This is a genomic window from Azospirillum sp. B21 (assembly GCF_008364825.1).
In the GTDB taxonomy this organism is placed as follows: Bacteria; Pseudomonadota; Alphaproteobacteria; order Azospirillales; family Azospirillaceae; genus Azospirillum.
In genome coordinates, this window is sequence record NZ_VTTO01000002.1 from 1 (window position 1) to 26,594 (window position 26,594).

Annotated in this window: 17 protein-coding genes; 5 read left to right on the forward strand and 12 right to left on the reverse strand. The window is 67.2% G+C overall.

Annotation, left to right across the window (positions count from 1 at the left end):
* Positions 1 to 425 precede the first annotated feature (425 nt).
* The 3 genes from FZ983_RS04850 to FZ983_RS04855 form a co-directional block, all read right to left on the reverse strand.
* Positions 426 to 1,424 carry an LLM class flavin-dependent oxidoreductase gene (locus FZ983_RS04850; RefSeq protein ID WP_149222473.1) on the reverse strand — a complete coding sequence of 333 codons (999 nt, stop codon included), beginning with the start codon at positions 1,422 to 1,424 and terminating at the stop codon, positions 426 to 428.
* Positions 1,425 to 1,556: 132 nt separating this feature from the next.
* Complete coding sequence (locus FZ983_RS34630) at positions 1,557 to 1,802, reverse strand: hypothetical protein (RefSeq protein ID WP_247883586.1); 246 nt, start codon at positions 1,800 to 1,802, stop codon at positions 1,557 to 1,559.
* A gap of 14 nt (positions 1,803 to 1,816) precedes the next feature.
* Complete coding sequence (locus FZ983_RS04855) at positions 1,817 to 2,833, reverse strand: cation:proton antiporter (RefSeq protein WP_247883587.1); 1,017 nt, start codon at positions 2,831 to 2,833, stop codon at positions 1,817 to 1,819.
* 405 nt (positions 2,834 to 3,238) lie between these two features.
* Between FZ983_RS04855 and FZ983_RS35010 the strand changes: the two genes are divergently transcribed.
* From FZ983_RS35010 to FZ983_RS04870, 3 genes are all read left to right on the forward strand, one after another.
* Positions 3,239 to 5,986, forward strand: coding sequence for an ATP-binding protein (locus FZ983_RS35010; protein WP_149222474.1), 2,748 nt, complete (start codon positions 3,239 to 3,241; stop codon positions 5,984 to 5,986).
* A gap of 88 nt (positions 5,987 to 6,074) precedes the next feature.
* On the forward strand, positions 6,075 to 8,798 hold the full coding sequence (locus FZ983_RS04865) for an HAD-IC family P-type ATPase (RefSeq protein WP_149222475.1): 2,724 nt from the start codon (positions 6,075 to 6,077) through the stop codon (positions 8,796 to 8,798).
* A gap of 149 nt (positions 8,799 to 8,947) precedes the next feature.
* Positions 8,948 to 10,450, forward strand: a complete 1,503-nt coding sequence (locus FZ983_RS04870) for an L-lactate permease (RefSeq protein WP_149222476.1) — start codon at positions 8,948 to 8,950, stop codon at positions 10,448 to 10,450.
* An 8-nt stretch (positions 10,451 to 10,458) separates the two neighbouring features.
* On the opposite strand, the gene FZ983_RS04875 is transcribed toward FZ983_RS04870, so the two are convergent.
* Complete coding sequence (locus FZ983_RS04875) at positions 10,459 to 10,953, reverse strand: BLUF domain-containing protein (protein ID WP_149222477.1); 495 nt, start codon at positions 10,951 to 10,953, stop codon at positions 10,459 to 10,461.
* 771 nt (positions 10,954 to 11,724) lie between these two features.
* Here FZ983_RS04875 and hflX point away from each other — a divergent pair.
* A complete protein-coding gene (gene hflX / locus FZ983_RS04880; RefSeq protein WP_149222478.1) occupies positions 11,725 to 13,071 on the forward strand; it encodes a GTPase HflX in 1,347 nt (448 codons plus the stop codon).
* A gap of 111 nt (positions 13,072 to 13,182) precedes the next feature.
* Here hflX and FZ983_RS04885 read toward each other — a convergent pair whose 3' ends face one another.
* The gene (locus FZ983_RS04885) at positions 13,183 to 14,988 is read right to left on the reverse strand and encodes a carbon starvation protein A (protein WP_149222479.1); all 1,806 of its coding nucleotides are present in this window, start codon (positions 14,986 to 14,988) and stop codon (positions 13,183 to 13,185) included.
* Between the two features lie 250 nt (positions 14,989 to 15,238).
* On the opposite strand from FZ983_RS04885, the gene FZ983_RS04890 reads away from it, so the two are divergent.
* Positions 15,239 to 15,439, forward strand: a complete 201-nt coding sequence (locus tag FZ983_RS04890; protein ID WP_014250238.1) for a hypothetical protein — start codon at positions 15,239 to 15,241, stop codon at positions 15,437 to 15,439.
* On the opposite strand, the gene FZ983_RS04895 is transcribed toward FZ983_RS04890, so the two are convergent.
* The 7 genes from FZ983_RS04895 to FZ983_RS04925 all read right to left on the reverse strand — a co-directional run bounded on the left by FZ983_RS04895 (position 15,387) and on the right by FZ983_RS04925 (position 26,500).
* On the reverse strand, positions 15,387 to 16,340 hold the full coding sequence (locus tag FZ983_RS04895; RefSeq protein ID WP_149223039.1) for a YihY/virulence factor BrkB family protein: 954 nt from the start codon (positions 16,338 to 16,340) through the stop codon (positions 15,387 to 15,389). The genes FZ983_RS04890 and FZ983_RS04895 overlap by 53 nt on opposite strands.
* Positions 16,341 to 16,508: 168 nt before the next feature.
* Entirely contained in the window at positions 16,509 to 18,416 is a 1,908-nt protein-coding gene (locus FZ983_RS04900) for a carbohydrate-binding domain-containing protein (RefSeq protein WP_149222480.1), read from the reverse strand.
* A 344-nt stretch (positions 18,417 to 18,760) separates the two neighbouring features.
* Complete coding sequence (locus tag FZ983_RS04905; protein ID WP_149222481.1) at positions 18,761 to 21,838, reverse strand: multidrug efflux RND transporter permease subunit; 3,078 nt, start codon at positions 21,836 to 21,838, stop codon at positions 18,761 to 18,763.
* A gap of 10 nt (positions 21,839 to 21,848) precedes the next feature.
* The gene (locus FZ983_RS04910; protein WP_247883588.1) at positions 21,849 to 23,090 is read right to left on the reverse strand and encodes an efflux RND transporter periplasmic adaptor subunit; all 1,242 of its coding nucleotides are present in this window, start codon (positions 23,088 to 23,090) and stop codon (positions 21,849 to 21,851) included.
* Between the two features lie 6 nt (positions 23,091 to 23,096).
* Positions 23,097 to 23,831 carry a TetR/AcrR family transcriptional regulator gene (locus FZ983_RS04915; protein ID WP_149222482.1) on the reverse strand — a complete coding sequence of 245 codons (735 nt, stop codon included), beginning with the start codon at positions 23,829 to 23,831 and terminating at the stop codon, positions 23,097 to 23,099.
* A 235-nt stretch (positions 23,832 to 24,066) separates the two neighbouring features.
* Complete coding sequence (btsR, locus tag FZ983_RS04920) at positions 24,067 to 24,786, reverse strand: two-component system response regulator BtsR (RefSeq protein ID WP_108546677.1); 720 nt, start codon at positions 24,784 to 24,786, stop codon at positions 24,067 to 24,069.
* A 10-nt stretch (positions 24,787 to 24,796) separates the two neighbouring features.
* Positions 24,797 to 26,500, reverse strand: coding sequence for a sensor histidine kinase (locus FZ983_RS04925; protein ID WP_149222483.1), 1,704 nt, complete (start codon positions 26,498 to 26,500; stop codon positions 24,797 to 24,799).
* Between the last annotated feature and the right edge of the window lie 94 nt (positions 26,501 to 26,594).

Here is a 26,594-nt window from a genome sequence, read left to right on the forward strand (position 1 = left end):
ATCTCCTGAAACGTCGATACTGATACAGTTTCTCTGCTCAAAAGATGCACAGACGATCCTCATTGTGCCGATCCCCGTAAGAACCAGCACCCCAAGGCCGCAACGGCTACCAACTGCCGCCGCCTGCGCATCCCTTCTCACAACACGGTATAAACTTGTCAAAGAACCCGCAGCGCCTCGGCGGCGCCGCCCGAACCATTCCGCGGCGCCTGCAGTTCGCAGCGCCGCGTCTTGTTCGCTTTATCTAGAGGGCTTTACTTTCACTGTCAACCTCTTTTTTTCGAGGCGCTCGGCAGTTACTTGGTCTGACCTCTGTTTCCCTTGAAGCAACACTGTCTTGCCGACCGTGCCGCGTCGCGGGAGGCGGTGTATAGGCCGACCGACCGACCCGGCGCAAGCGCTTTTTTCCGACCCCCGTCGATTTTTCAGCCGAGCCGCTCGCGCAGTTCCGATCCGATCTGGAAGGAGCGCAGACGGGCGGCGTGGTCATAGATCTGGCCGGCCAGGATCAACTCGTCGGCCTGGGTGGCGCGGATGACCTCCGACAGCTTGGCCGCCACCTGATCCGGCGTGCCGACCGCGGCCATGGTGCCGAGCGCGCGCTCCACCATCATCTTCTCGGCCGGGCTGCTCCACCATGCCTCGATGTCGTCCACCGGCGGCGGCAGCTGGCCCGGCGTGCCGCGGCGCAGGCTGGCGAACTGCTGCTGGGCGGAGGAGTAGATGCGCCGCGCCTCGGCCTCCGTATCGGCGGCGAACAGGTTGACGGCGACCATGGCATAGGGCTTGTCCAGCGTCGCCGACGGCTCGAAGCGGGCGCGGTAGATCGCCAGCGCCTCCATCAGCATGTCGGGCGCGAAGTGCGAGGCGAAGGCGAAGGGCAACCCCAGCATCGCCGCCAGCTGCGCACTGAACAGGCTGGAGCCCAGCAGCCACAGCGGCACCTTCAGCCCCGCCCCAGGCACGGCACAGATGCGCTGGTTCGGTTCCGGCTCCTCGAAATACATCTGCAGCTCGACCACATCCTGCGGGAAGCGGTCGCCGCTGTCGGTCATGTCGCGGCGCAGCGCGCGGGCCGTCATCATGTCGGTCCCCGGCGCGCGGCCGAGCCCGAGGTCGATGCGGCCGGGGTAGAGCGATTCCAGCGTGCCGAACTGCTCCGCCACCACCAGCGGCGCATGGTTGGGCAGCATCACCCCGCCCGAGCCCACGCGGATGGTCGAGGTGCCGGCGGCGACATGGGCGATGACGACGGCGGTGGCGGCACTGGCGATGCCCGGCATGTTGTGATGCTCGGCCAGCCAATAGCGCTTGTAGCCCCACCGCTCCGCATGACGGGCAAGGTCCAGCGTGTTGCGGAAGCTGTCGGCGGCGGTCGCCCCCTGCACGATCGGGCTGAGGTCGAGGACGGAAAAGGGGATCATGGCGCAATCCATGCTGTGGGCCGTAGTAAGGGGCGGCCGTAATGGGAGACCGCCGGGCGGCCAATGGTTAACAACCAAGGTATGGTCGTCACGCGGTGAGTTCCACGCCGATGCCCGCGCGGCTGCCTTGCATCAACCGGCGCCCGTCCGCTCCGCCCCTTCCCCTTTGCCGCCATAAAGCCGCCGACCGATCGGCTCCAGCGTCAGCCCCTGCACCAGGATGCTGAAGGCGACGGCGGCATAGCAGACCGCCAGGATGGGATCGCGGTAGGGGCCTTCCGGCAGGGACAGCACCAGCGCCACCGCGATGCCGCCGCGCAGACCCGCCCAGGTCAGGATGACCAGCGCACTCGTCTTGCCGGTGCGCCCCATATGCATCAGCAGGGCGGGCGTCAGGCTGAACAGCCGCGCGCCAGGGACAGCGGGATCGCCAACAGCGCGGCCAGGAGGGCCGGCACCGTCCAGGAGATGCCCATGGTCGCCTCCAGCCCCACCAGAAGAAACAGAAGGGCGTTCAGCACGGCGTCGATCATCTCCCACACCACGCGCAGGTCGCGGCGGCTCTCGTCGCTGCTGACATGGCGTGCGCTCGTGTAGCCGATCAGCAGTCCCGCCACCACCACCGCGATGGGGCCCGATACGCCCAGCTGGCCGGCCAGCGAATAGGTCCCCAGCGCCAGGGCCAGCGAGATCGTCAGTTCCACCGTGCTCTCATCGACCCGCCGCTTCGCCTGATACGCGACCCAGCCGCCGGCAAAGCCGAGGGCCGCACCACCGAACGCCTCTTTCAGAAAGTCGAAGGCCACCTCGCCCGCGGTCAGATCCTGTTCGCTGCCGGTCGCGAGATGCAGCAGCGTCGCGAACACCACCACTCCGACGCCGTCGTTGAACAGGCTTTCGCCCGAGATTACCGACCGAAGCGTCTCGGGAACCGGCAACCGTCCCAGGATGCCGTGCACCGCCACCGGGTCGGTCGGCGCGATGGCCGCACCCAGCACCAGACACCAGATCAGCGGCACGCCGACGCCGACCAGCCCGAAGATGACGTGCAGCCCGGCCCCCATCAGGGCGGTGAAGATCAGAACGCCGAGCGTCGCCAGCGCCAGCACCGTCCATTTCCGCTTCAGCAGGGCGCAGAGATCCTCGTTCACCGCCGCGGCGTAGAGCAGCAGGCTGAGGATGCCGTCGAGCAGGATGTCCGGCAGGCTGATCTGCCCGATCAGGTGACGCAGCCAGTTGCCGATGCCGAATGATGCCGCCACGCTGTCGGCGCCGCTGACCAGCAGGGCCAGGACCAGCCCTTCGAGGAACAGCGCGATGGTGCTGGGCAGCTTCAGCCAGCGGTAGTTGATGAAGCCGAAGGCGGCTGCCAGGGTCAGCAGGATCGCGGAGAGGTCGAACGGACCCAAGGGCTTTCTCCGAAGAAACGAGATGGCTGGCGAAATGGCAGGGAACGGCCGCCCGGCCGAGTGAGAAGCGCGCTTCGACACCCCGGATCAGGCAGCCGGATCGGGATCTTGCGTCTCGACATGGCCGGAACAGCACAAGAAACCGATGGAAGTTGCAATGATCTCGACAACATCGGCAGGTGGCTTGATGTCACGCTGACATGACGAGTCAAGAAACCTACTCCCAAATGGCTAGAGGACCTGGATTGCCACTCCTCGGACGATTGAATATTCTCGCGCCATGATTCTGAACAAATCCCACATTTTTGGTCGGAGCATTCGGCATCGGCGCCCGGGGCCGGCTCAGGCCGATGTGAATGGCTTGTGGATGACCGTCTCCGTGACCGTCTCCGGGGTGTCCGGCGCATGATGGCCGATCGGGTCTGGGCGGATGCGGCCCGGCTTCGCCACGCCGCCAGCCGCGATATGGACGGCGCAGGCATCGGGAACCAGAGCATGCCGGGGGGCATGCCGGACATCTTCACCGGCGGCGGCGAGATGGGCGCGCGGATGCGGGCGATGGACTGGTCCGCCACCCCGCTCGGCCGGGCCGAGGATTGGCCGCAGTCGCTGCGCACCCTCGTCAACCTGATGCTGACCTCCTGCTTCCCGATGTTCGCGGTCTGGGGACCGGAGTTGACCTTTCTCTACAACGACAGCTACCGGCCGATCCTGGGCGACAAGCCGGAGGCGCTGGGCCGCCCCTTCGCCGAGGTGTGGGCCGACATCTGGGAGGATCTGTCCCCGCTGGTGGTGCGGGCCCTCGCCGGCGAGGCGACCTACCACGAAGACCGGCTGCTGGTGATGGAACGCCACGGCTATCGGGAGGAGACCTATTTCACCTTCTCCTACAGCCCGGTGCGCGACGAGACCGACCGCGTCGCCGGCATGTTCTGCGCCTGCACCGAAAACACCGCGCGGGTGCTGGCGGAACGGCGGCTGACCTTCCAGCTCGATCTGGCGGAGCGGCTGCGCGGGCTGAACGACCCGGTCGGCGTCACCGCCGCCGCCGCGGAGGCGATCGGCCGCCATCTGGGGGTGGCGCGGGCCGGCTACGGCCGCATCGATCCCACCGGTACCATGGTCTTGGTGGAGCGCGGCTGGAGCGACAGCGGAATGGCCAGCCTGTCCGGGGAGACCCGGCCGCTCGACAGCTTCGGCCCCGCCGTGATGGCCGAACTGCGGGCGGGATACACACTGCGCGTCGACGATGTGACGACCGACCGGCGCACCGCCGGAAGCGGACCGGCGGCTGCCTTCGCCGGCATCGGGGTGCGGTCGCTTCTGGTGGTGCCGCTGCTGAAGGCCGGGCAGCTGACCGCCATCCTCTATCTGCACGAAGCAAAACCGCGCCATTGGACCCAGGCCGACGCCGCCCTGGCGGAGGATGTGGCGGAGCGGACCTGGGCGGCGGTGGAGCGCGCGCTGGCCGAAGCGGCTCTGCGCGCCGCCAACCAGGCCCTGATGCGCGAACGTGCGGCGGTGGAGGCGGCCAACGCCCGGCTGGCGGCGGAGGGGGAGCGACTGCGCACCCTGTTCCGGCAGGCGCCCGGCTTCATGTGCGTGCTGCGCGGGCCGACGCATATCTTCGAATTGGCGAACGACACCTACCTTCAGCTCGTCGGCAAGCGCGATGTGGTGGATCGCCCCGCCCGCGAGGTCCTGCCGGAGGTGGAGGGGCAGGGCTTCTTCGAACTGCTCGACCGCGTCTACAACTCCGGCGAGACCTTCGTCGGGCGGAACATGCCGATCCGCTTCCAGCGCCGTCCGGACGGACCGCTGGAGGAACGTTATCTCACCTTCGTCTACCAGCCGATCAAGGACAAGGCGGGACGGGTCACCGGCCTGTTCGTGGAGGGCAGCGACGTCACCGAGGCCAAGCGGGCGGAGGAGGAGCTGCAGCAGCTCAATGCCACGCTGGAGGCCCGCGTCGCCGAGGAGGTGGCCGAGCGTGAGCGCGTGCAGGTGGCGCTGCTGCAGACCCAGAAGACCGAGGCGCTGGGCCAGATGACCGGTGGCGTCGCCCATGACTTCAACAACCTGCTCCAGGCCCTGTCCGGCTGCCTGCACATGATCGAGAAGCGGGCGGAGGGGACGCGCATCCAGCCGCTGGTCGATGCCGGCCGGCAGGCGGTGGACCGCGGCGCCAAGCTGGTGCAGCAGCTGATGGCCTTCGCCCGCCGCCAGGCCCTGCGGCCGGAAACGGTCGATCTGCGCGACCGCGTGCTCGGCATGTCGGAACTGTTGAACCGGGCGTTGCGCGCCGACATCCGGCTGGAGATCGACTTCACCACTGGGTTGTGGCCGGTGGAGGTCGATGCGACGCAGTTGGAACTGGCCCTGCTGAACCTCGTGGTCAATGCGCGCGATGCGATGCCGGAGGGCGGGGTGCTGGCCATCCGTGCGGACAATGCGACGCTGGAGCCGGGAGACCCGCAGGCGCCCGACGGGCTGTCCGGCGAATTCGTGCGGCTGACGGTCAGCGACACCGGCACCGGCATGCCGGCCGAGGTGAGGGCGCGCGCCTTCGATCCCTTCTTCACCACCAAAGAGATCGGCAAGGGCAGCGGGCTCGGCCTGTCGCAGGTCTACGGCTTCGCCCGCCATTCCGGCGGCACCGCATGGATCGAGAGCGAAGAGGGGCGCGGCACCACCATCGGCCTGCTGATCCGCCGCTCCGGCACCGCCCCGCAGGCGGAGGCAGAGCCGGCGGCCAAGGCGGCCGGCGCCACCCGCGTCGGCGGCCATGTGCTGGTGGTGGAGGATGACCCGATCGTCGCCCTGACCGTCGCCACGGCGCTGGAGGATGCCGGCTTCACCATCACCCGTGCCGCCACCGCGGACGAAGCCTTGCCGCTGCTCGCGGCTGGCCGGTTCGACCTGCTGTTCAGCGACGTGGTGATGCCCGGCACCATGAGCGGCGTCGATCTGGCGCGCACCGTGCAGCGCCTCTACCCCGGCCTTCCGGTGGTGCTGGCGACCGGCTACAGCGAGGAGGTGGCCCGCGCCACCGGCGTGATGGTTCTGCCCAAGCCCTACCGCATCGAACATCTGGTCGGCGTGCTGGATACGGTACTGGCCGAAGGGAGCCGGCCAGGCCCAGGCTTTAGTTAAGACACCGGACCGTTCGATGATTGAGCCAGATTAAAGACGCCTCCCCGGCTTGGTGCTCTAATGACGGAGTCAACCAGGGAGGCATTTCATGGCACCGCTGGCCGATTCAGGCACCACCGCCCAAACGCCCACCCAAATGCCGGCCAACACCCCGTGGCATGCGCTCGACGCAGCCGACGCCGCCGGCCGGCTCGGCAGCCCGGACGAGGGGCTGAGCAGCGCGGAGGCCGCGGCACGGCTGGAACGCTTCGGTCCCAACCGGCTGACCCCGCCGAAACGGCGGACGGCCTGGATACGCTTCCTGGCGCAGTTCCACAACCTGCTGATCTATGTCCTGCTCGCCTCCGGTGCGGTGGCGCTGCTGATGCGGCACTGGACGGATGCAGGCGTGATCTTCGGCGTCGTGCTGGTCAACGCGCTGATCGGCTATATCCAGGAGGGCAAGGCCGAACAGGCGCTGGAGGCGATCCGCAACATGCTGTCGCCCCAGGCGGTGGTGATGCGCGACGGCCACGCCGTGACACTGGCAGCGGAGGAACTGGTGCCGGGCGACCGGGTGTTCCTCGCCTCGGGCGACCGGGTGCCGGCCGACCTGCGGCTGGAGCGCACGAAGGGGCTGCTGGTGCAGGAGGCGGCGCTCACGGGCGAGTCCGTCCCCGCCGCCAAGGCTTCCCTCCCCGTTGCCGCCGATGCGGCTCTGGGCGACCGCCTCGGCATGGCCTATGCCGGCACGATGGTGGTCCAGGGCCAGGGCACCGGCATCGTGGTGGCGACCGGCGACGGGACGGAAATCGGACGCATCGGCCATCTGCTGGCGTCGGTCGCGTCGGTGGAAACCCCGCTGCTGCTGCAGATGGCGCGGTTCGGCCGCTGGCTGACCGGCGGAATCCTGATGCTGGCGGCGATCACCTTCGCCTTCGGCCGGCTGGTGCATGGCGAGCCGTGGCAGGACATGGTGCTGGCGGCGGTCGGGCTGGCGGTGGCGGCGATCCCGGAAGGGCTGCCGGCGGTGATGACCATCACGCTGGCGGTGGGCGTAACCCGCATGGCCAAGCGCAACGCCATCATCCGCCATCTGCCGGCGGTGGAGACTCTCGGCTCCGTCGGCACCATCTGCACCGACAAGACCGGCACCCTGACCCGCAACGAGTTGCTGGTGCAATGGGTGGTGACGGCCGACGGCACCTATCGCGTCGGCGGCAGCGGCTATGCGCCGGAGGGGGAATTCAGCCGCGATGGCCGGCTCGCCGACCCGGCCCGCGAGCCGGTGCTGCTGGATCTGGCCCGCGCCGCCCTGCTGTGCAACGACGCCGACCTGCACCGCAATGCCGGCGGCGACTGGCTGCTGGCTGGTGACCCGACCGACGGCGCGCTGCTGGCGCTGGCGATGAAGACGGGGCTGGAGCCGGGCGGCGAACTGGGCCGATGCCCGCGTCGCGACGCCATTCCCTTCGAATCCGAACGCCAGTTCATGGCGACCCTGCATCACGACCATGCCGGCCACGGCATCCTGGTGGTCAAGGGCGCGCCGGAACGCGTGCTGGCGCTGTGCGAACGCGAGCGGCGGGCCGGCGGCAGCGTTCCGCTGGACCGGGCGCTCTGGTCCGCGCTGACCGCCGATCTTGCCGGCCAGGGGCAGCGTGTTCTGGCGCTGGCGATGCGCCGCACCTCCATCGACCTTTCGGAACTGATCGTCGACGATCTCGCGGACGAGGGTCTGGAACTGCTGGGGCTGTGCGGCCTGATCGACCCGCCGCGGGCGGAGGCCTTGGCAGCCGTCGCCGCCTGCCGTCAGGCCGGGATCGTGGTGAAGATGATCACCGGCGACCATGCCGCCACCGCCGCCGCCATCGGCCGGACCTTCGGCCTGCCGGACGGCGTCACCAGCGGGCCGGAGCTGGACCGCATGGACGAGGCCGGCTTTGCCGCCGCCGCCCGCGCCAACAGCGTCTTCGCCCGCACCACGCCGGAGCACAAGCTGCGCCTGATCGCGGCGCTCCAGGCAGACGGCGGGACAATCGCCATGACCGGCGACGGCGTCAACGACGCCCCGGCGCTGAAGCGCGCAGACGTCGGCGTCGCCATGGGCCGCAACGGCACCGAGGCGGCGAAGGAGGCGGCGGCGATGGTGCTGGCCGACGACAACTTCGCCTCCATCGTCCACGCGGTGGAGGAGGGGCGCACCGTCTACGACAATCTGCGCAAGACGATCCTGTTCATGCTGCCGACCAACGGAGCCCAGGCGGCGGTGATCCTGGCGGCTGTTCTGTCCGGCACCATCCTGCCGATCACGCCGGTGCAGATCCTGTGGGTCAACATGGTGACGGCGGTGACGCTGGGGCTGGCGTTGGCCTTCGAAGCGCCGGAGCCGGGAGTCATGGCCCGCCCTCCCCGCCCGCGCGACGAGCCGATCCTGTCCGGCCTGCTGATCCGCCGGATGCTGGTGGCGCTGGTCCTGCTGGTGGCCGCCAGTTTCGGCTTCTTCTATGTCCAGCGGATGCAGGGCGGCGGGATCGAAGTGGCGCGCACCATGGCCGTCAACGCCCTGGTGGTGGGAGAGATCTTCTTCCTGCTGAACGCCCGCGGCCTGCACAGCCACGCCGGCCTGCTGGCGGGCATCGCAGGCAGCCGGCCCGTCTGGCTGTCCATCGCGCTGATGACCGTCCTGCAGTTGGCCTTCACCTACGCCCCGCCGCTGCAATCCCTGTTCGGCACCGCCCCCATCGACGCCGCCGCCTGGGCAGCCATGATCGCCGCCGGAGCCCTGCTGTTCCTGCTGGTGGAGCTGGAGAAGCGGCTTTCGAGAGGGTAAGCCGCTCCCGGCACCCATACCTCTGCGCATACCATCCCCCCTGCCCGCCGAGGCCCGGCAAGGTTGCAGCTTAAGCAATATACTAGTATCCCGAGGTGACAGCCGCCGTCAGTGCCGGCCCTCCCCTTCCGGAACCCTCCCGTCCGATCATGACCCTGGCCTTCCACATGATGCCGCTCCTCGGCACGATCCTGCTCCTCGCCTCCCGCCGCGTCAGCCTGCTGACGGCCGGGCTGGCCGGCATGACGCTGGCGTTCGTGACGATGATCGTGGCGCAGGCGCCGCTCGCCGGGATGCCGGACATGTCCGTGCTGAATATGGAGGCGCTGACCATGGCGGCGGTCAAGGCGGGCGAAGGGGCATGGCTGGCGTGGCATGCCATGTCGATCATCGCCGCCGGCCTGCTGTTCCACCGCGCTTACGAAGCCCGCGGAATCCCCGCCGCCGCAATCGCGCAGGAGAATCGCCGGCGCGCCGTCTTCGTCGCCTGCTTCCTGGTCGGCCCCTTTGCGGAGTCGGTGACGGGATTCGGCGTCGGTCTGGTTGTGGCCCTCGCCATGCTGCGCCATATGGGGCTGCCGCCGGTGCAGGCCGCCGCCCTCGGCCTGTTCAGTCAGGTGCTGGCGGCCTGGGGCGCCATGGGAGTCGGCACGCGGGTCGGCGCCGAGTTGATCGGCGTGACCTTCACCGAACTCGGGACGGCCAGCGCCCTGCTGATGGCGGTCGTGCTGCCCTGCCTGCTGCCGGTATTCTGGGGACTGATCCACGGCTGCGGCCTGCGCTCCACCCTGCGCGACCGGACGACCGATGTGGCCCTCCTGCTCTGTCTGGCCGGGCTGATCTGGCTGACCAACCGCTTCGTCGCCCCGGAACTCGGCGGCGGGCTGGCGACGGGCGTCCTCTTGGTGCTGGTGGAGGGACCGCGCCTGCTGCGCAGCGACGCCGGGCCCCGAGTGGCGATGGCGGGGCTGATGGAGCGGTTGTGGCCCTATGTGCTGCTGATCGCCGCGCTGATGGCGACGCGGCTGCTGCCGCCGCTGTCGGATTGGACAGGCCGCTGGCTGGTGCTCGACCCGTTCGGCGGGCTGGCCCCGCTGGCCCTGCTGCGCCATCCCGCGACATGGCTGGTGGTGATCGCCGCCATCCTGCTGGCCGGACTGCCGGCTTCCAAAGCTGGCGAGGTGGTCCGCGGCTCCCTTCGCGCGGCATTGGTGCCGATGGCCGCCACGCTGGTCTTCGTCGAATTCGCCGCCTTCATGGCCGCGTCCGGCGGTGCGGCGATGTTCGGACAGGCGTGGCGCGAGGTCGCCGGGCGCTTCGCCGTGCTGGCGACCCCGGTTTTCGGCGGTGCCGCCGGCATGCTGACCGGCTCCAACACCGCGTCCAACGCCCTGATGATGCACATCCAATTGAGCCTCGCCGCCGAAAGCGGCCTGCCGCCGATGCTGACCGCGGCGATCCAGACCGTTTCTGGGAGCATCTGCACCATGCTGACCCCCGGCCGCATCGTGCTCGCCGCCGGCCTTGTCGGGCTGCAGCAGGCGGAAGGCGCCATCTACCGCCGCGCCCTGCCGATCGGGCTGGCGACGATCCTGTCGCTGCTGGCCGTCGTCGTTCTGGTGGCCGGGGGCAAGGCCTGGAGCTTGGTGTAGGTTCCGGCTTACCGCCTGATCATGTGACGGATCCGCGGGATCCGGCCCAGCCTGTTTCCGGTGGCTGCCGGGTCCATGCCGACTACCGAGCAGGCATGGCGGTAAGCCATTGCAAGAACCCCAATGGCAAAAGCGGGTTCCATGGGTTGGGACAGCATCTCGTCGCAGGAGTATCCCGATCCGAACACCTTCGTCCAGAATATGTCGTCGTCCAAGAACATCACATTCATGGCCCAGACTCCGAACCGCCGCCGGGGAACATCCTGCTCGGAATAAACGATCTCGATGTGATCGTGACGCGAGTCCCTGTAGATGCGGTCAAGTGTTTCGCTGACATCGCAGACCTGTCCTTCGAGCGACTGAAGGAACACGCCTCCGCATTCGACCATGAAACCGGTGATAGAGGCTTTCCTGTTGTTCCTCGCCGCCGCAAGGCATAACCGCTGGATGTCGAGGTAGGAAAGCAGCGTCGTCAATTGACTTCGGAAGACAACCTGCAGCATGCTCGCGTCTCCAGCGGAGAGGTCTAAACTATTCGGACACTGACGTGACACCTTGAAATTATTCCAACCGCGAACAATGTCACGGCTCAAAAAAGCCGACTAGCTCTCCGTGCGGAATCGGCAACGAATGGCTGTGCTCGACCTGTCCGAACGGTCGGGAGCACAATGGCCGAAGGTGCCGCCCCCGGCTGCGCGCCCGCCGTTTCGCCCATCAGAGCCAAACACCGGTGAGCGACGGCACGGCGACGGCGATTCCTGTGACGGCGATCAAGGTCCGACCCGGCAGGCCGTCATGCCAGTCGAACCCCACGCCGTAAAAGTTGTATTCGAAGCTGTGGCAGAGCAAGCGCCTGCACCGGCCCAGCTTGCGGAGCGATCAGAAAAAATCGGTCGGGCACCCTTGTTTCAAGCGACAGAATCCTCATTTTGAGCGATGTCGGCTGTGACGCCGAGCCTCCCCAAAATCCTGGCCCGCAACCCTGGTCGGATACCCCGTGTCGATCCCATTCCCGGGCTCCACGGCAACTGTGGTGATCTCCTTGATCTAAGTTCTCCAGTTCGGCGCCCCCCTGTTCGGGCATGCCGACGCCTTCCTCTCCGGCCTGATGAAGAGCAGGCTGCCAGACTCCCCCCCGATCGGGCGCCGCCGGCCGGGTCGGAGAGGGCCTCTCCTATCTGCATCCTGTGGCGATGCACGCACTCCGGCAGCGTCGAATACCGGATTTTTGCAGCCTGCCCGCGCATCCGGCGCCGGGCCGACGAAGGAACCCTATGGGTACGAATCCGCACACCGACACAAATACCCTCGAAACCCCGCGGTCCAGCCTGGGCCGCGCTCTTGTCCTCCATCCGGTCCTCCGCGGGACCGAGACCGACCGCAGCCCCGAAGCCTCGCTCGAAGAGGCGGTGGGATTGGCGGCGGCCATCGAGCTTGAGGTGGCGCAGGCCGCCGTCGTCAAGGTCAACCAGCCGCGCCCGGCCACCCTGCTGGGCGGGGGCGCCATCGAGCAGTATGCCAAGCTGCTGGACGACGCGCGGGTGGCGGGCGAGGGCATCGACCTCGTCATCGTCGACCATGCGCTGACCCCGGTGCAGCAACGCAATCTGGAAAAGGCGTTCGGGACCAAGGTGATCGACCGCACCGGCCTGATCCTGGAGATCTTCGGTGCCCGCGCCCGCACCTACGAAGGCCAGCTTCAGGTCGAACTGGCATCGCTGACCTACCAGAAGTCCCGGCTCGTGCGGTCCTGGACCCACCTTGAACGCCAGCGCGGCGGCTTCGGCTTCCTCGGTGGTCCCGGTGACTCGCAGTTGGAAATCGACCGGCGCCTGATCGGCAACCGCATCGTCAGGATCAAGCGGGAACTGGACGATGTCCGCCGCACCCGCGGCCTGCACCGCAAGGCGCGCGCCAAGGTGCCCTACCCCGTGGTGGCGCTGGTCGGCTACACCAACGCCGGCAAGTCCACCCTGTTCAACCGGATGGCCGGTGCCGACGTGTTCGCCAAGAACCTGCTGTTCGCAACGCTCGATCCGACCATGCGTCAGGTGGTGCTGCCGTCGGGCCGCAAGGTGATCCTGTCCGACACGGTCGGTTTCATCTCCGACCTGCCGACCCATCTGGTCGCGGCCTTCCGCGCCACACTGGAAGAGGTGCAGTCGGCCGACATCATTCTGCATGTCCGCGACATCGCCCATCCCGATACCGAGGCCCAGAAGGCCGACGTGGAGGCGATCCTGACCGATCTCGGCATCGATCCGGAGCGTGACCCCCGGGTGGTGGAGGTTTCCAACAAGATCGACCTGCTGGACGGGGCTGAACTCGACGCCGTGCTCGCCCGCGCCGAACGCTCCGGCAACGCCTGCGCCGTTTCGGCGGCGACGGGGGACCGGCTGGACACGCTGTTCCGCATCCTCGACGACCGGATGACCGCCGGCCGCGAGCTGGTGGAGCTGGATGTGGAGCATGGCGACGGGGCGACCATCGCCTGGCTCTACGCCCATGGCGAGGTGATCGGCCGCCGCGACGACGACAGCCACGCCCATCTGCAGGTGGCGATCGAGCCGGCGGTCCTGGCCCGCATCGCTCCCCTCGCCCAGGTGCGCGCCGCCGCCTGACCGGGAAGCCGGTGGGACGTGAGACGTCCCACATCGTCGCGGAACACCGAAAACGAAACGGGCCATGTGGGACGTCCCACATGGCCCGTTTCGTTTGTCAGGAGAGTATCCTCATTCGGCCGGGGTGGCGACCATCGGGACCTCCAGGGCGCGGGCCTGGAACAGTTCCTTCCACTTCTTCAGGGCGGCGATCAGGATCACGAAGCCCAGCGTCAGCATGATGATGGAGATGCCGGCGTTGAAGGGGTTGTAGCCCTTGGCAGCCTTGTTCAGGTAGACGTTGGCGATCATCCAGTAGCCGGCGACGTTCACCGTGACGAACAGGTAGGCCAGCGGAACCAGGCAGGTCAGCATGTAGATCCGCTTCTGCGCCAGCCGCAGGATGATGGTGGCGCCGATGATGAGGCCGACCGAGGCCATCAGCTGGTTCGACACGCCGAACAGGGCCCAGACCGAGTTGATGTCACCCGAGGTCAGCAGATACCCCCAGGCCACGCAGGCGATGACGCTGGCGATGATCGAACCGGGGACCCAGTCCAGCCGCTTCATCGGGGCATAGACGTCGCCCAGAAGGTCCTGGATCAGGTAACGGGCGACGCGGGTGCCGCTGTCCACGGCGGTCAGAATGAACACCGCCTCGAACATCACGACGAACTGGAAGAAGTAGGAGGCGAGGCTGTTGAACCACGGAACGCGGGTGAAGATCTCGGTCATGCCGACCGCCAGCGTTACCGCGCCGCCGGTGCGACCGTAGAGGTCGAGGCCGATTTCCTGGCTCAGTCGCGGCAGGTCGACGACGGTCATGCCCAGGGCCTTGAAGGCGGCCGGCGAAGAGTTGATGGCGAAGTAATCGGCCGGATGCAGCGCGGTCGCGGCGATCAGCGCCATGACGCCGACCAGGCATTCCGCCAGCATGCCGCCGAAGGCCACCGGACGGATGTCGCTCCACTTGTCGATCAGCTTGGGCGTGGTGCCCGACCCGATGAAGGCATGGAAGCCGGAGATGGCGCCGCAGGCGATGGTGATGGAGATGAAGGGCCAGACCGGGCCGTTCAGCACCGGGCCGCCGCCATGGATGAAGTCGGTCAGGGCGGGGAAGCGGATTTCCGGATTGATGAAGACGACGCCGACGACCAGCGCGCCGAACACACCGACCTTCATGAAGCTGGACAGATAGCCGCGCGGCGTCAGCAGCAGCCACACGGGCAGGGCGGTGGCGAAGAAGGCATAGATGGGCAGGATGATGGCAACGGTCTCGGCATGCAGCGTCAGCCACTCGCCCAGCAGCGTGCCCTGGATGTAGGGGCCGGCGAAGACCGAGGCGGCGATGGCGGCGATGCCGACCTGGGTCGCGCCCTTGGACGAGCCGGTGACCTTCTCATACAGGCCCAGCGCGATGGCGATCGGGATCGTCATGAACACCGCGAAGGCGCCCCAGGCGTTGCGCTCCAGCGCATGGACCACGACCATCGACAGGCCGGCCATGGTGATGGTGATGATGAACAGCATTGCCAGACCGGTGCACCAGCCGGCCACCGGGCCAAGTTCGGCCTTGGCGACTTCGGACAGTGACTGGCCCTTGTGCTTCATCGAGGCGAACAGCACGACCGTGTCGTGCACCGCGCCGCCGATGACGCAGCCGATCAGCAGCCACAGGAAGCTCGGCAGATAACCGAACTGGGCGGCCAGCACCGGACCGACCAGCGGGCCGGCGGCGGCGATGGCGGCGAAATGCTGGCCGGCATTCACCCACTTCTTGGTGGGCACATAGTTCTTGCCGTCGGCCAGGATGTGGGACGGGGTGACTTCAGAATCGTCGGCACGAAGAACCTTGCGCACGAAGAACACGCCGTAGAAGCGGTAGCAGAGCGTAAGGATGCAGAGTGTCGCGATCACAAAGGTTAGTGCGTGATCCATGACGGCTCTCCTGAAAAGGACGTGCCATCGGTCTACGCCGCCACCTCGAACCCGTGGGGTGGAATGCCGCGAGCGGCAGTCAGGACGTGCCGAGCGGCAGCCGGCAGGGGGCGAGCGGCGCCGCTCAAGTCGCCATAGCGCCGCTCGGCGCCAGGATGCCGCCGTTCGCCGGGAATCGGCCCATTGCGCAACGGCGCCGCGCTAGTGTGGGACGTCCCACAGTGCCGGACAGCATCCCGGAGACCCAGCCATGTCCACCCAATCCGCCCCCTGCCCCACGCCGCTGCGCAAGGCGCTGGCCAACCTGCGCCGGCTGTTCAACGATGATTCCTACGAGCGCTACCGCGAGGCCCAGGCCCGCTTCGCCCCGGACGAGCCGCCGCTCGACCGCCAAGCCTTCAAGGCACGGCAGATCCTGATGACGCTGGGGCGGGGCTGCTGCGGCCGGTAGAGGAACCTTCGGTAGCGGGGCGGTCGATTGAAGGCGGATGATGCGACCGGCTGCCCTTGCGCTCCGAATAGGCGCGTGTCAGTTCCGCTCCGAACAGGAAGATGACGGCCGAGTAATAGACCCACAGCAGGATCAGCACGAAGGATCCGGCCGCGCCATAGACCGTTACCACCCCGCTCGTGGCGATGTAGAAACCGATCAGGAACTTGCCCACCGCAAACAGGAAGGCGTTGACCGCAGCCCCCAGCCACACGTCGGTCCAGCGGATGCGCGTGTCCGGCAGGATCCGGTAGATCATCGCGAACAGCCCGGTCAGCACCGTCCAGGAGACCACCATGTCGAACAGCCACAACAGCGACGGCATCGCCGGCAGATAGCCGGCGGCCCACCCGGTAGCCCAGGTGCCGACCGCCGCCAGGGCGGCGCTGACCACCAGCGAGACGATCAGCAGGAACCCGATCGCCCCGATCAGCGCCAGCGCTTTCAGCCGTACCCGCACCAGCCATGTGATGGTCGATTCCTGCGGTGCCGCCACTTTCCAGATGCGGTTCAGCGCGGTCTGCAGCTCGACGAAGACGGTGGTGGCGCCGACGATGATGGTGCCGATGCCGATGATGCTCGCGACCAAGCCGGTTTCCCGCGCGCCGGCCCGCGCGATCAGGTCCTGCAGGGTCTGGCCGGCCTCCCGCCCGACCAGGGCCGACAGTTGGTCGACCAGCGCCCCCCGTGCCGCCTCGTCGCCGAAGACCAGCCCGGCCAGCGCGATCACCAGGATCGCCAGCGGCGCCAGTGAGAAGATGGTGTAGAAGGCGATGGACGCGGCCATGCTCATCGCATCGTCATTGATCCAGCCATAGGCCGCGTCGACGACAATCGCCCACCACCGCCGCAGATGCTCCATCACCGCCCCCCAATTCCCGCGTCACCGGTCAGGTAACACCGGCGGCGGCATTTCGGTTACGGCGGAGGGGCGTGGGCAGGGGCTGCGGGCGGTCGCCACGAACAAGAACGGGCCGCCCGACGCCGGGCGGCCCGCTTTCAAGTCAGGTGGTTCGAGCGGATGGGCCGATCAGCCCAGCAATCCGATGTCGTCGTACGGGATGTGGTCGAAGCCCTGCCCATAGACGGGCGAGTTCGCCGCCAGGCTGAAGTCGTCCGCACCCGGATTGACGAAGCCCGGGTTCAGCGTGACGGAGCCCTTGTCGTACCCGGCGGCGTGCCACTCCGCCAGATTGCCCTTGCCGCCGCCGGCCATCACCTGCGGCCAGACGTCGAAGAGATCCTTGGACGCGTCGAGGTTGCTGTAGAAGTTGTTGTGGATGTTGCCGACACCGGCCGGACCGTAGATGTGGACGGCCATGCCCTCGCTGACGTCGACGACATTACCGGAGATGTCGTTGCCGCTCATCTCCTTGCCCTTCCAGCCGCCCCAGGCGACGGGCTGCTGCAGGCCGATCTGGGCACCGCTGTTGCCGGCGATGATGTTCTCGGTGACCGTGTTTTCCCATCCGCCATGCAGGAACACGCCGCCGATGTTGTCGTGGACGACGTTGCCCTTCACCGTGGCGCCGCTGGTCCAGTCGTCGAGATAGATGCCCCAGCTCGCAACGCTGCCCGAGGGGTTGGTGGCCGTGGTGCCGGACACGTCGTTGTTGACGACGGTGTGATCGGTCAGATCCTGCTGGCGGTTGATCAAGTAGATGCCGCCGCCGTCGTTCGATTCCAGGTTGGCGTCGATCACCTTGTTGAAGGCGATGGTCGCGCGGTAGGTCGCGTCGCTGCCGTCCGTCTGGACCGAGCCGACGGCGATGGCCTTCTCCGGCGAACTCTCGATCTGGTTGTGGGTGATCTTGACGTCGGAGCTGCCGTTGACCCAGATCCCGGCGTCGCCGCGGTCGGCAGCGTTCGGATGCTTGATCAGATTGTCGGACACCACCGTGGCGTCGGAACCGGCCTTGACGAAGATGGCCTCGGCACCGGTGCGGTCGAACTGGTTGCCGACGACCTGGCTATTGGCGCTGTTCTGCACCGTGATGCCATAGCCGCCGCCCGACACGGTGTTGTTGGCGAAGGTCAGGCCGGCGGCGTTGTCGGCGAAGACATAGTGGCCGTTGGCGACGCCCCCGGTGAAGGTCAGGCCTTCGATGGTCACGTCCTTGGCGCCGCCGAGGCCGAACGACACGGACGCCTGCGCGCTGCCGTGGATCACCGCCTTCTCGTTGCCGTAGCCGGTGAAGGTCACGCCCGAATCCTGGCCGTCCAGCCAGATCGGATTGTTCGGATAATAGTCACCACCGCGCACATAGGTCGTGTCGATATCGCTCGACCGCATTGCGGATTGCGCCTTCTGCAGCGAGGCGAAGGGGCCGTCGGTGCCGTCGGCATTGGGGGCGGCCAGCTTGCCCGACCAGCTGTCGTTGCCGTTCTTGGCGACGTAGAAGCCGGGACCGCTCGGCTTCGGCACGCTGGGCGTGGGCTCGGTCGGCGTCGGCTCAGTGGGCGTCGGCTGGGCGGGCGTCGGCTGGGCGGGTGCGGGCTGAACGGGCGCCGGCTCCACCGGCGTGGGGTCGGCGGGCGCCGCCACCTCGTCCCCGGCGAAATAGGTCTTGCCGGCGTTCACGACCAACGCGCCGTTCCACCACAGGCCATCCTGCCCATCGACCACGTCGCGGCCGTCCAGCGCGCCCTTGTCGTAGGTGACGATGTCGTCGGTCGGCAGGACCGACTTGCCGTTGATCGTGATCTCGTTGACGATCAGGTTGCGGTCCTTGCCGTTCACATATCCGTCGTTGTCGTACTGGACCTGCACCTTGTGGGCCTGGTCCTCTGCGAGATCCGTCTTGAAGACGAAGTCCTTGGCCGTGGCACCCGTGGTGCCATCACCGATCTTCTTGCCGTCCACCAGCAGGTTGAAGTGCGCCTGTTCGGTGCCTTCGGCGGTCACGATGATGGTCGAGTTCCCGGAGGTCGTGGCCATTGATCCGTATCCTTAGCGGTTGCGATGCGGCGCCACGATGGTCGGACGGCTGGGGCATTGGTGAGGCATTTTTCCTGGATTCATCGAATAGGTGGTAAATTCTGTTACATTCCTGAGATCAATGGCAAATACATACGAAAGTTTATTAAACACAATAGACGATCATTTCCGCAACAGTCTTATAGTTACCCCTTACGATTCTTGCCGATGTTCTCTGATGATCTTCTACTTAGCGTCCAGTAGGCCGTTTTCGCGCTCCGGATCAACTGGACGGCAAAAGGAAAAAGGCCCCTCCCGGTCGGGGAGGGGCCTTTCTTTTGCCCGCACTGCAGACCGACGGTGCGTCAGGTCATGCTGCGCAGCTCCTCCGCGCGGGTGGAGCGCGAGGCGGCGTAGTGGTCCTTGGCCAGCAGAGTGTAGACCGCCGGCAGAACGAACAGCGTGAACAGCGTGCCGATCAGCATGCCGGCCACGATGACGAGGCCGATGGAGAAGCGGCTGGCCGCACCGGCACCCGCCGCGGTCAGCAGCGGCAGCAGGCCGACCACCATCGCTGCGGTGGTCATCAGGATCGGGCGCAGGCGGACGCGGGCCGCGTGCTCGATCGCCGTGCGGCGGTCCACGCCTTCGTTCAGCTGCATCTCGCGGGCGAACTCCACCAGCAGGATGCCGTGCTTGGAGATCAGGCCGATCAGCGTCACCAGACCCACCTGGGTGTAGATGTTCATGGTGGCGAGACCGAAGAACAGCGGCAGCAGCGCGCCGCAGATCGACATCGGCACCGACACCAGGATCACCAGCGGGTCGCGCAGCGATTCGAACTGCGCCGCCAGCACCAGATAGATGACGACCAGCGCGAAGGCGAAGGTGACCATCAGCTGGCTGCCCTCGGTCACGAACTGCCGCGATTCCGACAAATAGGCGTGGTTGAAGCCGGCCGGCAGGTTGATGCGCGCCTGCTCCTCCAGGAAGTCGACGACCTGCCCCATGGAGACACCCGGCATCGGCACGGCGGAGAAGGTGGCCGAGGGGAGCTGGTTGTACTTGTTCAGCGCGTTGGGCTCCACCGCCGTTTCCACCGACACCACGGTGGACAGCGGGATCTGGGCGCCGGAACCTGAGGTGACGTAATAGCCGGTCAGCGATTCCGGCGTCAGGCGGTCGGCCCGCGGCACCTGCGGGATGACCTCGTAGGAGCGGCCGTTCAGGTTGAAGCGGTTGACGTAGTTGCCGCCGACCAGCACCGACAGCGTGCTCGACACTGACTGCATGGTCAGGCCGAGGTCGGCCGCCTTGGCGCGGTCGATCTTCAGCCGGACGACCGGGCTGTCATATTGCAGGTCGCTGTCGGTGATGATGAACATGCCGCTCTTGGTGGCGGCGTCCTTGATCCGCTCGATGGCGTCGTAGATCGTCCGGTAATCGCCGGGGCTGGAGATCACCATCTGCACCGGAAGGCCGCCGGTGGAGCCGGGCAGGGCAGGGGGCGACACCAGGAACACGTTGATGCCGGTCACCTTGCTCAGCTCCGCCTGGGCCAGCGGCTGCAGTTCCTTGGCCGACCGTTCGCGCTCGTCCCAGGGCTTCAGGATCATGCCGGCGAAGCCCTGGTTCAGGGTGGGCATGCCGGTCAGGACGAAGCGGGTGTCGGTCTCGGGGAAGCTGGCGAAGGTCTCGTCGATCTGCTTCCCGAAGCTGTCGATGTAGTCGAGGTTGGCGTATTGCGGCGCCTTGGAGATGCCGAACAGGATGCCCTGGTCCTCTTCCGGCGCCAGTTCCGACATGGTATTGGCGAACAGGTAGCCGACGCTGGCCAGGATGCCGACCGCGAACAGCAGCGTGGCCGCCCGATAGTCCAGCGTGCCGTGCAGCCGCCGCTCGTACCAATCCGCCAGCTTCTCGAACCGGCGGTCGAGGAAGGCGGCGAAACGGCCCTGGGACCCGCCCTCCTTGAGGATGACAGAGCACATCATCGGCGACAGCGTCAGCGCCACCACACCCGACACGATCACCGCCGCGGCGAGCGTGAAGGCGAACTCGCGGAACAGCGCGCCGGTCAGGCCGCCCAGCAGGCCGATGGGCGCATAGACCGCCGCCAGCGTGATCGTCATGGAGACGACCGGCCCGACGATCTCGCGCGCGCCGATCAGCGATGCGGCGACCGCCGATTTTCCGTGCTCGATATGCCGGTGGATGTTCTCCACCACCACAATGGCGTCGTCCACCACGAGGCCGATGGCGAGCACCATCGCCAGCAGCGTCAGCAGGTTCAGCGAGAATCCCATCGCCAGCATGAAGGTGGCGGCGCCGATGATCGACAGCGGAATGGTGACGATCGGGATCAACACCGACCGGAAGGACCCCAGGAACAGGAAGATGACGACGATGACGATGGCGACCGCCTCGAGCAGCGTCTTCACCACCTCGTCGATGGACGCCTGGATGAAGCGGGTGCTGTCATAGACGATCTCCATCTTCATGTCCGGCGGCAGGTTGCGCCGCAGGTCCGGTTCCATCTTGCGGATGTCGGCGACGATGTTCAGCGGGTTGCCGGTGGGGGTGGCGTCGACGCCGATGAAGATCGCCTGCTGCCCGTTCATCGCCACGCTGGCGTCGAAGCTGCGGGAGCTGAGCTCGACCGTGGCGATGTCGCGCATGCGCACCAGCGCCCCGTCCTTGGCCTTCACCACCATGTCGCGGAACTGCTCGACGTCGGTCAGGCCGGTGTTGGCGGTGACGTTGGAGATGACGAAGACGCCCTTGGTCTGGCCGGGCGCCGACTGGTAGTTGTTGGCGGTGACCGCGGCCGACACGTCGGCGGGCGAGATGCCGCGCGCCGCCATCTTGACCGGGTCCAGCCACAGGCGCATGGCGAAGGTCTGGCCGCCCAGGATCTGGGCGCGCGCCACGCCGTCCACCGTGGACAGCACCGGCTGCACGACGCGGGTCAGATAGTCGGAGATCGCCGCCCCCGACAGGTCGGGACTGGAGAAGCCCATATAGAGGATCGAGGTCGTCTCGCCGGTCGATTTCAGGATGACCGGGTCGTTGGCCTCGCGCGGGAGCTGGTATTTCACCTGCTGTACCTTCGCCATCACGTCGGTCATCGCGACGTTGGGATCGAAGTTCAGCCGGACATAGGCGGTGACGACGCTCTGCCCCTGGGTGGAGGAGGAGGTCAGGTAGTCGAGCCCCTCGGCCGAGGACACCGCCTGTTCGATCGGCGTGGCGATGAAGCCCTGCATCAGTTCGGGCGAGGCGCCGGGATAGCTGGTGGTCACGGTGATGACCGTGTTCTGCAACTGCGGATACTGCCGGATCGGCAGCTCCAGCATCGCGCGGGCCCCGACCAGCAGGATCAGCAGGCTGACCACGACGGACAGAATGGGCCGGCGGATGAAGATGTCGGTGAAATTGCCCATGGCGTCGGCCTCAGTTCTGCGGCAGGGACTGCGGCGGGGTCAGCGGGTTGCTCTCGGCCGGGACGACGGCGGCGCCGTTGGCGAGCTTCAGCTGGCCCGACACCACGACGCGGTCGCCGGGGTTGATGCCGCTGCGGATCTCCACCCGGTTGGCCAGACGGTCGCCGGTCTTCACCGCCTTGCGTTCCACCACCAGCTGCTCCTTGCCGTCCTCGCCCTTCTGCTGGGTCGCGACGAAGACGGAATCGCCGTAGACGGTGTAGTCCACCGCGGTTTCCGGCACGGTCAGGGTGTTGGGCTGCGGCGGCAGGACGACGCGGACATTGGCGAACATGCCCGGCCGCAGCAGGCGCTCGCGGTTGTCCATGGTCGCCTGCACCTTGACCGCGCGGGTTTCCGCGCTGACCTGCGGCTCGATGGTCGTGATCTTCGCCCCGAAATCGCGGCCGGGCAGGGCGTCGACGTTGATCAGCACGTCCTGGCCGACCGACAGCCTGGGGAAGGCCTGCTCCGGCAGGGTGAAGTTGATGTAGAGCTGCGACAGGTCGGTCAGCGTGACGATGGTGGCGCCGGGATTGACGTAATCGCCGACATTCACCTGCCGGATGCCCAGGTCGCCGTTGAACGGCGCCTTGATCAGCTTCTGGCCGATCAGGGCGCTGGTGCGCTTCATGTTGGCGTTGATCTCGTCGAGCTGCGCCTGATACTGGTCGACGTTGCTCTGGGGCGTGGCCTGGCTGCGGCGCAGGTCGCGGTAGCGTTCCAGGTTCAGCTCCGCCAGCCGCGCCTGGGCGCGCTGGGCCAGCAGGTCGGCCTGCTCGGTGGCGTCGTTCAGCTGCACCAGCGGGTCGCCGGCCTTGACGCGGGCGCCCGATTCGAAGGGGATGCGGTCCACCCGACCCGCGACCTCGGGCGCCACCGTCACCTGACGCGCCGCCTGCAGCGTGCCGATGGCGGACAGGTATTTCGGCACGGTCTGCACCGTCGCCTCCGCCAAGGCCACCGGGGTAGGCGGCGGCTTGTTGTTGGCGAAGAAGTCGGCGATGGCCTTGGCGCGGAAGGTGTTGAAGCCGTACAGCGCCGCCCCCAGCAGCCCCAGCACCACCAGCATGATGATGATGCGCACGGTCAGCCGCCCGCGCGTGACGGGCTTGCGCGGGGGGCGGGGCGGGGACGGCGGCGTGCCGTGGCCCGGCTCCGACGCCGGATGCCCGAACGACGTCTCGGTCTTTGGCGAATGATCCAGGGTCACGATCGGCTACTCCGCTCTCTCGGGTGTGGATTCGTCATTTCTTGGTCCGCCTTCCGGCGGCGGTGGGGGAGGCACGAAGACCAGATGCCCGCTGCGCTCCTGCGCCGCGATGGCCTCGTCGCGCAGGCCGAGCCCGCGCAGGATGAACCATGCGGTCCGCCGCGCAAGCTCAGGACGGCCGCAGCTGTAGGGAACCACCGTGCCGCCGGACAGGCAGACGGTCGCCATCATCTCGCACAGATGCTCGGCAAGCCAGAGCCCGCTCTCCGCATCGATCGGGCCGGGCACCAGATCGCCGTCGGCGATGGCGGCATCGATGGAGGCGGTGAAGCAGGGCAGGAACCGGCTGCGGATTCCCTCATAGACCTGCCGCATGAACTCCCCGTCTTCCAGCAGGCTGATGACCGACAGGCGCTGGCGCGCCCGTTCGTTGGGGTCGGCCGGGACCTCCATGACGAAATAGCCGACCAGCCCCTGGATCATCTGCACCAGCGTCGCGGTGCCGGGCGGCAGGGCGATCAGCCGCTCATATTCCGGATCGCCGTCGATGCAGCTGAGGAAGATCGCCTCGTAGAGCGAGGCCTTGGACGGGAAATGCTTGAAGATCAGGCCTTCGGACACACCGGCGGCCTGTGCGATCTCCTTCGTGGTGGTCGCGGCGAAGCCCTTGCGCGCGAAAACCGGCAAGGCGGCATCGACGATGGCCCGCCGCCGGGCGCGGCTGTCCAGGCGTGGAGCCATGGGCTGCTGTCTTTCAAAAACTGGGTGCATTAGGGAAGTGAGCGCACACTCACCTCAGTCGGGCGGTTTGTACACCGGCCCGCTGCGCTTGTCCATCTGACAAAGCCCCTCTCTCCTTGCGGGAGAGGGGTTGGGGTGAGGGGGTGCAAACCTGAATTTCCTTCCGGCTTCCAGCCGGCAGCACCCCTCATCCCGCCCCGTAAGGGGAGAAGGGTTTCCGAGACCAGCCGCAGCCTCACCCCATCCCCAGCCGTTCCTTCAGCGGCCCCAGGAAGCGCCGGCTGACCGGCACGGTGTGGCCGCCGGTGGTCAGGATCTCCGCCAGACCGCCGTCGACGAAGTGAATCTCGCGGATGCGCTCCGGATTGACCAGGAATTGGCGGTGGCAGCGGAACAGCTGGCTCTTTTCCTGGATGGTATGGAGCGTCAGTTCGGTGAAGCGCTCCTGCCCGTCCTCTCCCACCACATAGACGCCGGCCGGGCGGGAGACGACATACTCCACATCCGCCAGCTTCATCAGGGTGATCCGGTTGACCCCGGTGCAGGGGATGTGGCGCAGCTCGGCCGCTCCCGGCAGGACGCCGACTTCCTGCGGGGCATGCTGCCGGCGCAGGCGCTGCAGGGTCTTCGCCAGCCGCGCCGGGTCGGCCGGCTTCAGCAGATAGTCGAAGGCATGCTCCTCGAATGCCTTGACGGCATACTCGTCATGGGCGGTCAGGAAGACGATCCGCGGCATGCGATCGGGGTCGAGCATGCTCAGCATTTCCAGCCCGCTGACCCGCGGCATCTGGATGTCGAGGAACACCACGTCGGGCGACTGCCGGTTGATGGCGCCGATCGCCTCGATGGCGTTGGCGCATTCGCCGACGACGCGGATATCGGCGGCCTCCTCCAGCATCCGGCGCAGTTCCTCCCGCGCCAGCGGCTCGTCGTCGACGATCAGGATGTTCATCATGGGCGGGCCATCATACGGGGACGGTCTCTTCGACGGGCAGCGGCAGGCGCAGGGTAACGCGGGTGAAGACATCGGGGTCGCAGGCGATGGACACGCCATACGCCTCACCGTAGCGGTTGCGGATGCGACGGTCGACGATGGTCATGCCCAGCCCGTCGCCGCCCGGCTTGGACTCGTAAAGCCCGGCATTGTCCTCCACCGACAGCAGCAGGTCGCCGCCATCCCGCCTCGCGGCGATGCGGACATGGCCGTCGCCGAGAAGCTGCGCCGTGCCGTGCTTGATCGCATTCTCCACCAGCGGCTGGAGCGAGAAGGCCGGCAGTGCCGCATTGCGCAAATCGTCCGGCACGTCGATCTCCACCGCCAGCCGGCCGGTGAAGCGCGCCAATTCGATCTGCAGATAGGCGCTGACATGCTCGACCTCGTCGGCCAGCGTCGCCGTCTCGCTGGGGCGTTTCAGGTTCTTGCGGAAGAAGGTCGACAGGTTCTGCACCAGCTGGCGCGCCCGCTCCGGATCGTTGCGGATGACGGCGGAGATGGTGTTCAGCGCGTTGAACAGGAAATGCGGGTTCACCTGCGCATGCAGCAGCTTGATCTCCGACTGCGCCAGCAGGGCCTTCTGCTGCTCGTAGCGGCCGGCGAGGATCTGGTTGGACAGCAGCCGGGCCACGCCCTCTCCCAGCGTCCGGTTGATGGTGGAGAAGATCTTCGTCTTCGGCTCGTACAGCTTGATGGTGCCGATCACCCCGCCATCCTCGCCGACCAGTGGGATCACCAGCGCCGCCCCCAGCCGGCAGGTCGGGCTGATGGAACAGCGATAGGCCACCTCGTTACCGTCCGCATAGATCACCTGGTTGTTGGCGATGGCCTGGTGCGTCTGGCGCGAGCTGATGGGCGTGCCGGGCAGGTGATGGTCGTCACCGATGCCGATGAAGGCCAGCAGCTTCTCGCGGTCGGTGATGGCGACGGCGCCGACGCCGGTCTCCTCATAGATGATGCGGGCGACGCGGGTGCTGTTCTCGCTGTTGAAGCCGCCGCGCAGCACGCCATCGCAGCGCGCGGCGATCTTCAGCGCCTTGGCGGAGAAGGCGCTGGACTGCTTCTCGTCCAGGACGCGCCTCTCCAGCAGGATGCGCATGAACAGCGCCGCCCCCAGCGTGTTGGCGACGATCATCGGGGCCGCCACCACCTCGACCAGATGGACCGCCGCCTCGAAGGGCCGGGCCACCGCCAGGATGATCAGCATCTGCACCACCTCCGCCACGAAGGTGACGGCGCCGACGCGCAGCGGGTTGAACAGCGGCTCGATCCGGCCTTGGCGCACCATATGGCGATGGACCAGCCCGCCGATCAGCCCCTCCGCCATGGTGGAGATGGCGCAGGCCAGCGCCGACATGCCGCCCAGCGAATAGCGGTGCATGCCGCCGGTCAGCCCGACCGCCAGCCCCACCGACGGCCCGCCGAAGATGCCGCCCAGAACCGCGCCGATGGCGCGGGTGTTGGCGATGCTGTCGTCGATGTGCAGGCCGAAATAGGTGCCCATGATGCAGAAGATCGAGAAGATCACGTAGCAGGCCAGCTTGTGCGGCCAGCGCACCGTCACATGGGTCAGCGGCAGGAACAGCGGCGTCCGGCTCAGCAGATAGGCGATCACCAGATAGACGCACATCTGCTGAAGCAGGGAGAGGATCAGGGTGAAGGGTTCGACAGGCATGGCGGCATTCCCGGCAGCCGCCGCGGACATCGGGCGCTGCTCCGCCGCCATCCTACATCAGCATGCCATCCCCGCCGATGGGACATCCTTGCAT

Bases quoted from the DNA above. Each gene is read 5' to 3' on its own strand.
- FZ983_RS04870 (WP_149222476.1), top strand. From the start codon at position 8,948: ATGACCCTGGCCTTCCACATGATGCCGCTCCTCGGCACGATCCTGCTC.
- FZ983_RS04925 (WP_149222483.1), bottom strand. From the start codon at position 26,500: ATGCCTGTCGAACCCTTCACCCTGATCCTCTCCCTGCTTCAGCAGATG.
- FZ983_RS04890 (WP_014250238.1), top strand. From the start codon at position 15,239: ATGTCCACCCAATCCGCCCCCTGCCCCACGCCGCTGCGCAAGGCGCTG.
- FZ983_RS34630 (WP_247883586.1), bottom strand. From the start codon at position 1,802: ATGCATATGGGGCGCACCGGCAAGACGAGTGCGCTGGTCATCCTGACC.
- FZ983_RS35010 (WP_149222474.1), top strand. From the start codon at position 3,239: ATGATGGCCGATCGGGTCTGGGCGGATGCGGCCCGGCTTCGCCACGCC.
- FZ983_RS04915 (WP_149222482.1), bottom strand. From the start codon at position 23,831: ATGGCTCCACGCCTGGACAGCCGCGCCCGGCGGCGGGCCATCGTCGAT.
- FZ983_RS04875 (WP_149222477.1), bottom strand. From the start codon at position 10,953: ATGCTGCAGGTTGTCTTCCGAAGTCAATTGACGACGCTGCTTTCCTAC.
- hflX (WP_149222478.1), top strand. From the start codon at position 11,725: ATGGGTACGAATCCGCACACCGACACAAATACCCTCGAAACCCCGCGG.
- btsR (WP_108546677.1), bottom strand. From the start codon at position 24,786: ATGATGAACATCCTGATCGTCGACGACGAGCCGCTGGCGCGGGAGGAA.
- FZ983_RS04850 (WP_149222473.1), bottom strand. From the start codon at position 1,424: ATGATCCCCTTTTCCGTCCTCGACCTCAGCCCGATCGTGCAGGGGGCG.
- FZ983_RS04895 (WP_149223039.1), bottom strand. From the start codon at position 16,340: ATGGAGCATCTGCGGCGGTGGTGGGCGATTGTCGTCGACGCGGCCTAT.
- FZ983_RS04865 (WP_149222475.1), top strand. From the start codon at position 6,075: ATGGCACCGCTGGCCGATTCAGGCACCACCGCCCAAACGCCCACCCAA.
- FZ983_RS04905 (WP_149222481.1), bottom strand. From the start codon at position 21,838: ATGGGCAATTTCACCGACATCTTCATCCGCCGGCCCATTCTGTCCGTC.
- FZ983_RS04900 (WP_149222480.1), bottom strand. From the start codon at position 18,416: ATGGCCACGACCTCCGGGAACTCGACCATCATCGTGACCGCCGAAGGC.
- FZ983_RS04885 (WP_149222479.1), bottom strand. From the start codon at position 14,988: ATGGATCACGCACTAACCTTTGTGATCGCGACACTCTGCATCCTTACG.